The organism is Desulfosarcina sp. BuS5 (genome assembly GCF_028752835.1).
GTDB lineage: Bacteria > Desulfobacterota > Desulfobacteria > Desulfobacterales > BuS5 > BuS5.
In genome coordinates this window covers 3,771,580-3,784,122 of record NZ_CP087952.1, presented here as the reverse complement: position 1 = coordinate 3,784,122, position 12,543 = coordinate 3,771,580, and the positions used below count along the sequence as shown (strand labels likewise).

Genomic DNA, 12,543 nt, shown 5'->3' with positions numbered 1-12,543 from the left:
TATGGATTATATGTTTGCCCAGTCACTCAGCCTGCTTTTTTATATCATTACCCTGGTGATTTACAACCGGGCAAGGAAAGAGTATGCCGGCGGAAAAATAGCTGCGGCTATCAATCTTGTCATGATCTTTATAGGACTTGTATTCCTTTCCGATTTTACAGATTATTTTTTTATACGTATATTCCATTTTACCGATGATACAGTCTTGATAATCAAACTTATGCTAAAACTGGCAGCGCTTAGCGTGCTCTTTTTCGGCGGGCTGCGCTTCTTTGTAGACGCCCCGGACGCTGCCGGAGCTGCTGTTGAATTAAACGGGCTGTCACAGAATTCCGGAAAGCCCGCACGTACCGGCGGGGCATACCAGGGCAATTTTTCCGATCCGGAAACGCCCGGCCCTAAAAATAATTCACAGGAAATAAAAACGATCGGCCGCTATGAAATAATTAAACAGACAGGCCGTGGCGCCATGGGAATCGTATACAAGGGACGCGATCCCAGGCTTAACAGGCTGACTGCAATAAAGACCATACGTTTTATTGATGATTTCGATAAAATCAGGGTAATAAACGCAAAAAAACAATTTTATCGTGAAGCCGAAGTTATTGCAAAACTATCTCATCCTAATATCGTTGCTATTTACGATGTTGGCGAAGACAAAGGACTGTCGTATCTTGCCATGGAATATCTGGAAGGGGAAAGCCTTGAGAAATATACAAACAAAAACAACCTGCTCTCAATCACAAAGTGTATCGATATAATCATACAGGCATGTAACGCGCTGGAATATGCCCATAATCATGATATTGTTCACAGGGATATCAAACCGGCCAATATTATGTTAGTGGAGGACGGACTTGTAAAGGTAACCGATTTTGGTATAGCGCGGATTACCGCAAGCTCCAATTATAATTCCGGGACTCATACCGGAATTATAAAAGGTACTCCATATTATATGTCGCCGGAGCAGACAAAGGGGATGAAACTGACCGGCCCTTCAGACATATTCTCTATAGGTGTCGTATTCTACCAGTTACTGACAGGGAGACTGCCCTTTACAGGCGATAATCCGGCGGCTATCATGTACCAGATAAATAATGTAGACCCCGAGCCACCCTCTTCATATAACTCATCAATCGACGAAGTAATATTAACTATTTTAAACAAAACTCTGGAAAAAAATCTGCAAAAAAGATATCAGACTGCCGGACAAATGCGGAACCATCTCCGCCTTGCAGCCAGGAGAATAAACAGGCCATGACCTCTCCTTTAAAAAAAATATACGATTTATAGCCTTGCGAGGTATAAGCTATCGTGACAAACAAGCCAGCATGGCAACCAGCATGTCCGGCTCCGTTACTAATACGGTATTAGAAGATATTGCCGACACTCTTTCTGCAAGTGTCCTGTTTTTAGTTACAAAAACAGTCCATGTGTCATCGCTCTGTTCAATGGAAGCCTCTATCATGGGAATATCTGATGCTGTGTCTCCGCATATCAGGTGTGGTCCTTTGGACATTGAGAGATCTAATTCGGTATTAAGATACCTGACGGCATCCCCCTTATCAAAATCCTTGGGTACTGATTCCGAATCTTCAATTGTAAGGATTATCTCAATATCAAGGCCGGTATCTTCGATTCTGAAATTGTTCCCATCCGGATCGATATCCGTAACAATGCCTTGTACAAGTTTTAAAAATTTATCAGATTCATCCTGGGGAATCGATCCGTTTATATCCTGCCGCGCAATTGTTGTTTGTCCGAATTTAAGCTGCAACCCGGAGCCTATTAAGGTAAATTTTTCCAGCTCTGAATTCGATAATAGATCTGAAAGCTTTTTGTTCAATTCGTTGATAAGTTGTTGTTTGTTTTCTTCTATGGGATAAGTTCGGCGTGATCCGTTCAGATCTATAAATTCACGCCCCTTTGAGGCGGCATAAATAATTGCATTTTCAGGATTTACACTTACATCGACTATGCCGGGATCTTTAAGTGGCGCGGAAGTTATAATAATAGGATTCTCAGTTCTTTTTTTTACAAAACGAGTAATAAAAACAGCATTATAAACAGATTGGATTGAAGATCTGTACATGCCGCAGTAATTGTTGGTGGTGCCGTCCCGGTCGGTTATGAAACAGTTAAAATCAAGACCTGCCAGTTTTTTTACCCCAGCTTCCACCTGTTCTGTAAAGCCGGAATGTATATTTTCAAGATAACCGAAAAATTTTTTTTCTCCATTTTTAAGGTAGAAAATATCCTTTTTCAGCTCTTCTATTTCATATGCAAGATCTACCTCTATTTTTTTTGAGGCATCCAGGAACAGAATTCGCCTTGTCCCTTCAAAAGGAATATTCTCAAGAGAAAAAAGTGCATTTTCAAGAGAAGTTATCTGTAACTTTTCAACATTAATCCTTTCGTTATTTATTGCATCGGGGTCTGATGATTCAAGGTTATTGTTGAATATGTTCTCAACAATAACAAATCGTATTGCACGGGTATGGGCCATAAGATCGCAAAATTCCTTTAACAGGCGTATCTCGTGCTTTTCTATTATCATATCATACAACTCCTTCATCTTTCATTGTTGATATTTCTTCTGAAGTATATCCTCCCAGTTCAAGGAGAACCTGCTCAGTATGCTCTCCCAGTTCAGGCACAGCACTTACCATACCCGCTTCACATTCACTGAAGTAGGCCGGATACCCGGGAATTTTAATTTTACCCATGTCAGGGTGATCAAAATCTACTAGATAATTATTTTCCAGTACCTGGGGATCTTCAGCAAGATCTTCCATGGTATTTACTGCGCAACAAAAAAAATCATACCGGTTGAATATATCGAGCCATTCCGCCCGCGTTCGCTCAGCAATGATTTTATCAAAAATAGCAACCAATTCTTCCGCATTCTCAAGTTTCTGCTCATCGGTGTTGAAGCGTGGGTCATTTATAAACTCAGGATGTTCCAGGGCGAGACATAAAGATTCCCAGTGTTTGTTCGGTGGATTGAGAGTCATCATAAACCATTTGCCATCTTTGCACTTGTAATGATTCCGCATGGGATGCTCCTCTGAACGCTTGTGCCGCGGAACGTTAAAACCTCCCACGAGAGAAGTGAGAATATTAAAGTAAATCAGATTCATTGAAGAACCTAAAATGGAGATCTTGATTTCCTGACTTATTCCGAAACGCTCTCGCGCCAGAAGAGCGGCCATAATCTGGTGACTTGCATTACATGCCGTAGCCTGATCAAGAATACCGAACTGACAGACTAAGGGCGGCATACCTTCTTCGCCCATGGAATACATTACTCCGGCTCTGGCCTGGCCCTGGTAATCGAATCCGCCCCGATCGCTGTCAGGACCCTTGGGACCATAAGCGGATACTGATGTATAAATAATATTTTTGTTTATCCGCCGGATTACATCATAAGTAATATTCATTTTTTCAAGAGCAGGCCTTCTGAAATTAGTCAAAAACACATCGGCATCTTTTGCTAACCTGTGAACAATAGCCTGTCCTTTTTCTGTCATAAGGTCAACGGTAACAGACTTTTTATTCCTGTTAGCGCCTTCGCAGAAAATATTTCTTCCGCCCGGCAGGCCAAAAGGTATTTTTCCAATTTTCTTCAGAGATCTTATAGGATCGCCCGAACCGGGCTGCTCTATCTTGATTATTTCAGCGCCAAGATCTCCCATAATTGCAGAAGCTCCAGGCCCGGCATGAAATGTAGCGCATTCAATTACTCTGATTCCTTCCAATGGTCTTATCATATAAAAAAACCTCCAAAGTCTATTCATTAGATGCCTGAACGAAAAAGCTAAAATTGCCATATTTCCGGTAAATTAAGGATGTTTCCCAAATCGAAATTTTTGAGCCATTAGCTTTTAAAATCAAACGGATAGTTCTTTGAGCCAATAGCTAACGGCTAAATGTTAACAGCTTTTCGGAAATCTTCTTTTCTTGAATAATGTTTAAATATCCAAAATAATATCTATTTTTAGTTTTCGTTCAAACAATAGTTAGAAGCAGCTTCAAAATTAAATATTTTAAAATCGCCTTTTTATTTCCCGTTAAATTTGAATTCCCCCTTACCCAATATATCATGCAAATGGAGTATACCTTCTATCCTGCCGGATGAATCGGTAACCGGCAAAATGGTGATCTGGAAACTCTCCATAATATTCAGGGCATCATAAACAGGAGATTCGGGGCTGACTGCGCGAGGCTTTTTGGTCATTACTTCACTGACTGTGAGATCATCTACAGGCCTTTGATCTGCCAAAAGGCGTCTTAAATCACCATCCGTTATAATGCCTGCAAGTCTGTTTTTATCATTACCAACAAGAACAGTCCCTAAACCACGACGGTTTATCTCTTCAATTGCTTCCCTCAAAGAAGCGGAATCGGATACAAGCGGTACGAAGCCGCCGATGAGCATGATATCCTTCACCATTGCCGAAAGCCTTTGGCCTAGAGCTCCTCCGGGATGGATCTTTTTAAAATCACTCTGTTTAAAATGCTTTTTATTAATCAAAACTACGGCAAGCGCATCTCCCATGGCCAGCAAGGCTGTTGTGCTGGAAGTGGGAGCAAGACCAAGCGGGCAAGCCTCTTTATCAACCCCGACATCAACAATTATGTCACTCTGCTTTGCCAAAGTGGACCTGATGTTGCCTGTCAAAGCAATAATCGGGCAGCCTATGCTTCGTATACTTGGAAGCAGAATGTTAAGTTCGTCTGTTTCTCCACTGTTGGAAAGAGCAAGAAAAATATCGTTCCTGCTTACCATTCCGAGATCTCCGTGCATGGCTTCAACCGGGTGTAAAAAAAGTGACCTTGTTCCGGTGCTGTTCAAGGTGGCCACTATTTTTCTGCCGACAATACCGGATTTGCCTATACCGCCAATTATAAGACGACCTTTTGAATTACAAATCAGTTCTACCATTTTGGCAAAACCTTCATCGATTTTGTCGATTAAGCCTAATATCCCTTCTGCCTCTAATTTAAGTACTTCCATTGCCTGTTTAATAATCATTATCCAAATTCTTATCGCCTTATCTCAATAAATTTTTTACCCTTGATATTCAGAAGGTATAATTTTTTTTCAACATCGCCGTTTTTGGTAAACCTTGTATGACCTGTTATTCCTTCAAAACCGGCCATACGGGTTAATTCGTTTTTAACCGTACTGCGAAAAGAGACATCGCTTCGACTTATGATGCTGAAAAGTATCATGGCGGTATCATATGCTACTGCCTCAATAAAACCGGGCTCTTTTTTAAATGAATCCTTAAAGCGCTTGACAAAATCCTGCACATCTTCAGATGAACTTCCTGCAAAAAAAACATCCGGCATAACCGTATCCTGCACATATTTATGTGCCATTTCAATCAATCGGTCTGAATGCCATAGGTTTGTGCCGAAAATATATACATCTTCAATATCATTATAAGCTAATTGGGGCATAATAAGACCAGCCCTTTTAGGCCCGTCCGGAATGAAAAGAGCATCAAAATCTATTATGGGCTCTGGTTTTTTATCTGTATCAAGGATATTATCGTCATCAATTAGCTTATCTTTACCTTTTTCTTTTAAAAGATCCTCGGGAATCTCATAGTAGAGCCCCACAAGTTTTTTGATCGGAGCGCTGAAGTCAGTCTTATCCGGGCTGTAAGATTCAAGGCCGGTAACAACCCCTCCGGAAGCAATTACTTCATCCCAAAAAAGGTTCATAAAGGTTTTTCCATATTTTTCATCAGGATAAAGAATCGCAAAACGATCTACTCCAAGTTTTTCAACAGCAAACGATACAATCGCTTTAACCTGCATTTGCGGTGTAAAAAAATTTCTAAAAACAAAGTCTCCGGTTTCGGTTATATTATCCTTTTGCGTTATAATTATAATAGGAATGCCTTTATTCTGAGCTTCTATGGCTGCCGCTTCCACAGAAAAAATCGGGCCGATTATAGCAGCAACACCTTCCTGATACAACTCCTCTATCGCAGATATGGCTTTATCAGGGGTTGAACCGGTATCTTTAATAATTATTTTGATTAATTTTTTTGTATCCTGATTCGTATTTTGGGCTATGAACTTGTTCAAAGCCAGCTCGATACCATGCAATGCCCTGTTCCCATATACTTTATAATCACCGCTCAAAGGTAAAAGGCAGCCAATGGTATGGTGCTCATAAACAGAAAGGCTTTCCAGTTTTTTTAACTGTTCTGACGCCATGCCGGCCTTTTCATGATCAGGGAATTTATCAATAAATTCGGATAAAATTCTTTTAGCATCATCATAGTATTCTTCTTCTGTTTTGGCCATGCCCATAAGATATAAGACAAGGCCTTCTAAATGTTTGTCGTCAATAAGTTCAAGAACCATCTCGATATCTGTGTATCTCAGTGGTTTGACGCCTTCTTTCAGCTTAACAAGGATACTCTCTTTTGTTAAAGCATCAGCCTTTCCATATGCTAAAGTATAATAGTAAACAGCGACCACAGGGTTCTCTTGAGCAATATAAGTATCTCCAAGAGTTATATATATATTTAGAATATGCTCTTTTGAAACGGTTTTTTTCAAGATTTGGTCTGCAAAATCTATAACTTCCTGATATTTGCCTTCCCTGTAGTAGGCCCGCAGAGATGCAACCATGGCGTCGTCGACAAATATACTTTCTGGGTATTCTTTAATCAGGCGTGCGTAACTGTTGATAGATTCGGGATAATGCTCCAGGATAGCCTCGATCGTTCCAATTTTCATTAAAGCGGCCGGAGCCATTTCTTTGTCAGGAAAGCGTTCAAGGTATTCCTGATATTTATCAATTGCTTGACCATAGTATTTTTTTTCAAACAGCTTTTCGGCTTTCATAAACAATGATTCATCCGGTTCAAGCCTTACACTTGGAATAATACGTTTGGAAACACATGAATAAAATGACAAAATTATGACCAGGATAATAATATGGATAGATTTTATATGGATAGATTTCATATGGGTAATTACTGTATTGTATATAAGTCTGAGATAAAAAGATATATGATGATTTAAAAAAATATACAACTTCAATTTAGGCTAAAACTATTTATCAAATAAAAAAAGGGTATTAAGTCAACACTTAATACCCTTTTTTATTTATACGAGTGCCGAGGGACAGAATCGAACTGCCGACACGCGGATTTTCAGTCCGCTGCTCTACCGACTGAGCTACCTCGGCGTAACAAAAATTTTTTATATTGAACAATCAAAATTTAGTCAAGTTTTTTTTGGTTAATATTCAATCTATCCTTGTAACCTTATCACTAAAAGCTTACTGTGATGCCTGAAGCACGGCTTTTGCTGTTTCGGTTATCCCCTCCGGGAATCCGAAAAAGTTGAACACCAGCATAAAGCCTAATACCCAGGTGATAGCCAATGATATGAGCCATAATACAAATCCATATTTTACAAAGTCCATCGGCTCTATCATTTTTTCCCCGGTATCAGGATAAACACCAAGCCCGTATACGATTGCGTTGTTCGGAGTGCCGACAATCAGGAAATGGGCAAAAGAGGTGGCGAAGGCGGTGGAAAGTCCTATGGCCCAAGGTTCTCCCTGTACGCCGCTCATAATCCCCATGGGAATCGCAATGGGGCCTAGTAATGCAGTTGTCCCGGCATCAGACATAAAGTTGGTTACAAGGCCAGAGAAGAAACTCATACCTGTCCATAATCCGATACCTCCTGTAATACCCGCCCTGGCCATAGTATCGAGAAATATTTGAGCGAGCCAAAGAGCTGCTCCGGACTCTTTCAAAAGAGCTCCGAGAGTCAAGGCGCCGCAATACATAAACCAGGCATCCCATGATATCCCGTCGAGTATTTTTTTCCATTCGCAAACCTTGAAAAGGACCGGAATTAAAAGAGCCAGTAAGGCCGGCCCTCCAAGTCCCAGACCGTGTCCTCCGAATATCCAGAGCAACAGAATCAGCAGCATCATTCCCAATGATACTTTTTCCTTATAACTCATAGCTCCCATTCTTTCGGTCTCTTCCTTAATTGCCGTAAGTCCTGGAGTTAAATCTTTGGTCTCTACCTTTCTGAAAATAAACATCATATATAAAGCCACAGCTAATCCTAGAAAAGGGGAGAGGGGCAGTCCATACATCATCCACCTGCCGAAACTCATGGGGACATTATAATCCGCCCAGAAACCCATCATAATGACATTCCTGCCTCCTGCCGCAGGAGACCCGACACCACCGACATTCAGTGCAAAACATAATGATAAAAGCAAAAGCTTGGCAAGGGCGGGATCGTGTTCAATTATATCGTTTTTACTCTTGGCGGCGACTGCTCCCATATAGACCGCGGCCATAACCGGCGCCATAAATGCAGCCATGGCATGGGCCGAGATAAAAGCCCCGATTACGGACATGGAAACGCATAAAACGATAATCGGAAGCGCAAAGCCTTTTGTCCAGCCTAATATCCACGTTGCAAGTCTTTTATGCAGGCCCACATCAATGACGGTGACGCCCATTGCCAAAACACCCAGCAAAAACAGGGGAGCATCGCCGGCAAATGTTTTGCCTATATCCTTGGTGGGCATCAAATGGAAAAAGTATGCAAGAACAGGCATTAAAATACCAACCAGGCCAATAGGCATGGCTTCAGTTGCAAAGTAAATTATTGCCATGGGAATCATGGCGAGTACAAGTTTGGTCTTCCACGCTGCATGCCACATATCATCTGCTATGCCCAAGTCTATCATTTTTTGGCCAAAGCCCTCCTCCTTCATAAGCTTTAATATACTTTCCGGAACAGGAATAATAAAACCTACAATAATGAAGAGTGCCGCTCCTATGGCGATCCAAAAGAGTTTGTTTGCTAAAATCCCGCTTTTTTCCCCGCTTTTTTCTAGGTCATGACCTGAATCATGGCTCATCAAAAATCCTCCTGTTTGTGATAGATTTCCACATAAATAATTTCACTGCGTTATCCGGCAAAGCCTTCGGTCAACGCACTACCAATAGACCTCCCCCAGATTTTCCCCCTATATCCTTGTGAAATTAATTACCTGAAAATCTATAGATAAAAATTTTACTTCATACAAAAAATCATTTTAAAAAATCATTTTAAAATAAATTTTACTAAAAAAATATTATTAAACTAATATTTATCTCAAAAAGCAGCTTGCATGTCAATTGCTTAAATAGGGCAATTGCATCAAAAAGAGAGATTTGAAAGTTATTCAAAAAACAACATATAAGCAAAAAAGAGGGGGGTAGAGGGGGGTAGAGGGGGGTAGAGGGGGGTAGAGGGGGGTAGAGGGGGGGATAAAACAATTACGCAAAACCTGGTAAAAGTAAACAATCATCAGGCTTTTCATAGCGTAATTTTAGTCCGCTACATATTTAAATGAAAGGCTGACTTTGGCCCGGTAGGCCACAACCTTTCCATTTTCAATCTTCATATCCAGTTCTTTAACTTCGGCAACTCTCAAATCCTTAAGTGATTTAGCTGCTGTTTCCACTGCAGCCTTTGCGGCATCTCCAAAGGAAACATCGCTGGTTCCCACAACCTCAATTATTTTATAAACGCTGTTACTCATAATCGACCTCCTTTTTTTATTAATTATTTCAATTGATATAATTAATTATTTCCAGTAGGTTTGCTCCCCCCCAAGGATATTAAAAAAGAATATTAAAAATCGCAAACCTTCAACAAATAAGCCCGAATATTTTATATACCAAATGGCATTGTGTAACAAGTGAGTATAATTAGGATTAAAAAGTTGTAAATTATATTCATATAATTGAGGTGTGTTGTCAATAGAGAAAAAAATTCATTTTATGGGTTATTTTGCCCATGATACGGGTATATATCTCGAACCGGCCCAAAGGGCTGCATCTATTTCCTGCATCTTACGATTTTTTTGATAAAATTTTATTGTATGCTTTCTAATTTTATTATAACCTCTTCATATCAAAAGGTATGCTCCTGGGAATAAGGGCTTCTTACAAATTTTTAAATCTTGAGAGGAGGTTATTATGAAAAACATTACTGTAAAGGATCTGATGGTGCCGCTTACCGGGTTTGTCAGCGTTTCAGAGGATGATTCTTTGTTTGATGCTGTTCAAGCTTTGGAGGAGGCTTTTGACACCCATGACGGAATAAAAACTCATCGCAGGGCTGTTCTTGTTTCCGGTAAAGATGGAAAAGTAGTAGGCAAGGTCAGTCAGTTGGACATCATCAGAGCATTGGAACCTAAATATAATCAGATGGATGATTCTCGCGCAATGAGCCGTTTCGGCTTTAACCCAAAATTTATAAGTAACATGTTAAAAGAGTTTAATCTCTGGAACAAACCTTTGAATGAGATCTGCCGAAAAGCGACCAATATTAAAGTTAAACAGTTTATGTATACGCTTACCGAGGGAGAATATGTTGACCAGGACGCCCCGATAAATGAGGCTGTCCATCAGTTGATTATAGGCTCGCGTCAGTCTCTCCTTGTTACAAAAGAGAAAGCGATTATAGGTATTCTTCGATCGACAGATGTATTTAAAGAAGTTTGCAAGAGAATCAAGGCCTGTAAATTATAGATTTCCGTATAAATAATTTCACTGCGTTATCGATCAAAAACTTAAGTCGACGAACTACCAGTGCGCCTCCCCCAGTTTTTTACCTATATCCTGGTGAAATTAATTCTCTGAAAATCTATATAAAATGCCGTACATTAAAAACAGGACTTGCTATAGGTGCTTTATTCTGTGGTATTAATCAGGGTTGTACCGCGTGACAGGGCATTATCGACAGAAGGGTTATAGGACGGATCAGGAACATTTAAAATTCCGAAAGCACATCCTGTGCCTTAAACTTGCCTGCCTTAAACTTGTTGGATAGCTCTTGCCTGACATGCTCTGCCACAAAAGAGTGTTCTCCGTTCACAAGTTCTCTAAAAAAGGCAGAACCGTATTAACAAAGTGGTTGGATTCGTATATTCATCCCAGTTGTTGAAATATCCCACTCTATTAATTGATTTAGCTGGATTTACATCCTCCCTGGGAATTCTGGTTTTTTAAAACTTTTTCTATATCCACAATCCCTATCCAGGCAGCGTATCTCAATAACCCGGCATTACTACCAATATTAAGTTTTTTCATAATATTCATTCTGTAATTTTCGACAGTCTCGGGAATTACAGCATGTTTTACCGCGATTTCTTTAATGGATTTTTTTTCTGCCAGATGACGCAGAATATGTTGTTCAATTCGGGAAAGCTTGTCATAGTTTCTCCTTTCCAATCCGTAATTTTCTTGGTCTGATATCAAGACACTTTTTACCAGTTGATGAGAAAGAGATCCGTCAAGAAAATACTCCCCCATTGAAACAGCTTTTAAGCATTTGGCAAGTTGGCCGGAAAGTGAGTCTTTTAGCAGATATCCTGTTGCTCCAGCTTTAAATGCTGTGGTTATATAATTGTACCTGCTGTAATTACACAGCATTACACTGCGAATATCCTTAAAGCCGGTATATAGTTGCTCTATAAGGTATATGCCGCTCTGATCAGGCAAATCCCAGTCCGTGAGCACTATATCAGGGCTTAGCTCTTCCGCTTTCATGTTTCCTTCAGAACTGTTTGTCGCCTCTCCAACCAGATCAAATTCCGGGTTACCCGACAAAAACGATTTTAAATTATTTCTAAAGGCAGACTGATTATCAATAATAAGAACTGTTTTCCTTACATCCATTACTCATCCCTTCCAGATTGACCTGAAAGAAAAACAATTTTCTGGAATTTAAAGAAGTTATTGAGGTTTCTCACGAGATAAATTTGGCAAAAAGTATTTATGCCCGGAGCCTGATTCCAAAGATGCTTTGATTAATTGAACTGTACAATAATCGAGTTCAAATTCATTCCAGCCCAGCACATTGAGTCGTATATTTAATGTTTTAAGATTGATATAGGGATCTTCCCTAATGGCAGTTTCAAGATTCCTGATATACGTCGGAATGGCTTTGAATTTCAGCCCTTTTTTTGCCAATTTCTCTAGCATGACTGCTTCAGGCTCTTCCATAATTTATTCCTTAAGATCTGCAATAAAACAAGTGTTACCTTAATGTTATTACAGATCTTACCCCCTTTATAAAAGTAGGGATGATTTTGAGCTTAATTTATTACAATCAACAAGACCAAACTTAACAAGACAAGGCTTGAATATGTTTGTTGTTTCTCGGTACCAGTCCTGAAGCCTCATCCCCGGTAAGCAAAAGCAAAGGAGAATCCCCTCTCAAGAAGTCAAGATTGCTAAGGAATACATCCCGGCCTAATGGAAGTATCCGCTTCAGGCAGCTTGTGTGTACAAAAATTTTTGATACAGCCTCGGTGCTTTCCTTTAAAAAATTTATAAGTTCAAAGGCAGATGTGCCGTCAAAATCACCAAAAAGTTTTATATGAATATTTTCACTATTTCTGTAAATGGAAAATTTAAAATTTGATGCCATTTTGTATTTCCCTCCTATTATTTTGATGATGCATTTAACTAGTGCATGAACAAA

Annotated in this window: 11 protein-coding genes and 1 tRNA gene; 2 read left to right on the top strand and 10 right to left on the bottom strand. The window is 39.9% G+C overall.

What is annotated here, in order from left to right:
• Position 1: 1 nt before the first annotated feature.
• Positions 2–1,261 carry a serine/threonine protein kinase gene (locus BuS5_RS18295; protein ID WP_051374545.1) on the top strand — a complete coding sequence of 420 codons (1,260 nt, stop codon included), beginning with the start codon at positions 2–4 and terminating at the stop codon, positions 1,259–1,261.
• A gap of 48 nt (positions 1,262–1,309) precedes the next feature.
• Here BuS5_RS18295 and BuS5_RS18290 read toward each other — a convergent pair whose 3' ends face one another.
• The 7 genes from BuS5_RS18290 to BuS5_RS18260 all read right to left on the bottom strand — a co-directional run bounded on the left by BuS5_RS18290 (position 1,310) and on the right by BuS5_RS18260 (position 9,592).
• On the bottom strand, positions 1,310–2,557 hold the full coding sequence (locus tag BuS5_RS18290) for an HAD family hydrolase (RefSeq protein ID WP_027352864.1): 1,248 nt from the start codon (positions 2,555–2,557) through the stop codon (positions 1,310–1,312).
• 1 nt (position 2,558) lies between these two features.
• On the bottom strand, positions 2,559–3,770 hold the full coding sequence (locus BuS5_RS18285) for a CaiB/BaiF CoA transferase family protein (RefSeq protein WP_051374544.1): 1,212 nt from the start codon (positions 3,768–3,770) through the stop codon (positions 2,559–2,561).
• Positions 3,771–4,060: 290 nt separating this feature from the next.
• Positions 4,061–5,035, bottom strand: coding sequence for a KpsF/GutQ family sugar-phosphate isomerase (locus BuS5_RS18280; RefSeq protein ID WP_027352862.1), 975 nt, complete (start codon positions 5,033–5,035; stop codon positions 4,061–4,063).
• Between the two features lie 11 nt (positions 5,036–5,046).
• Positions 5,047–6,993 (bottom strand): penicillin-binding protein activator, encoded by a 1,947-nt coding sequence (locus BuS5_RS18275; protein ID WP_157487300.1) that lies wholly within the window; start codon positions 6,991–6,993, stop codon positions 5,047–5,049.
• Positions 6,994–7,143: 150 nt separating this feature from the next.
• Positions 7,144–7,216: transfer RNA gene (locus BuS5_RS18270), tRNA-Phe, on the bottom strand.
• A gap of 93 nt (positions 7,217–7,309) precedes the next feature.
• On the bottom strand, positions 7,310–8,926 hold the full coding sequence (locus tag BuS5_RS18265) for an SLC13 family permease (protein WP_027352860.1): 1,617 nt from the start codon (positions 8,924–8,926) through the stop codon (positions 7,310–7,312).
• A gap of 453 nt (positions 8,927–9,379) precedes the next feature.
• The gene (locus tag BuS5_RS18260; RefSeq protein WP_027352859.1) at positions 9,380–9,592 is read right to left on the bottom strand and encodes a dodecin family protein; all 213 of its coding nucleotides are present in this window, start codon (positions 9,590–9,592) and stop codon (positions 9,380–9,382) included.
• A gap of 439 nt (positions 9,593–10,031) precedes the next feature.
• Here BuS5_RS18260 and BuS5_RS18255 point away from each other — a divergent pair, with 439 nt between their 5' ends.
• Positions 10,032–10,586 carry a CBS domain-containing protein gene (locus tag BuS5_RS18255; protein ID WP_027352858.1) on the top strand — a complete coding sequence of 185 codons (555 nt, stop codon included), beginning with the start codon at positions 10,032–10,034 and terminating at the stop codon, positions 10,584–10,586.
• A 438-nt stretch (positions 10,587–11,024) separates the two neighbouring features.
• Here BuS5_RS18255 and BuS5_RS18250 read toward each other — a convergent pair whose 3' ends face one another.
• The 3 genes from BuS5_RS18250 to BuS5_RS18240 all read right to left on the bottom strand — a co-directional run bounded on the left by BuS5_RS18250 (position 11,025) and on the right by BuS5_RS18240 (position 12,489).
• Complete coding sequence (locus tag BuS5_RS18250) at positions 11,025–11,735, bottom strand: response regulator (protein WP_051374543.1); 711 nt, start codon at positions 11,733–11,735, stop codon at positions 11,025–11,027.
• 57 nt (positions 11,736–11,792) lie between these two features.
• The gene (locus BuS5_RS18245) at positions 11,793–12,062 is read right to left on the bottom strand and encodes a hypothetical protein (protein WP_027352857.1); all 270 of its coding nucleotides are present in this window, start codon (positions 12,060–12,062) and stop codon (positions 11,793–11,795) included.
• Positions 12,063–12,183: 121 nt separating this feature from the next.
• Positions 12,184–12,489 (bottom strand): hypothetical protein, encoded by a 306-nt coding sequence (locus BuS5_RS18240; RefSeq protein WP_027352856.1) that lies wholly within the window; start codon positions 12,487–12,489, stop codon positions 12,184–12,186.
• Positions 12,490–12,543: the final 54 nt, after the last annotated feature.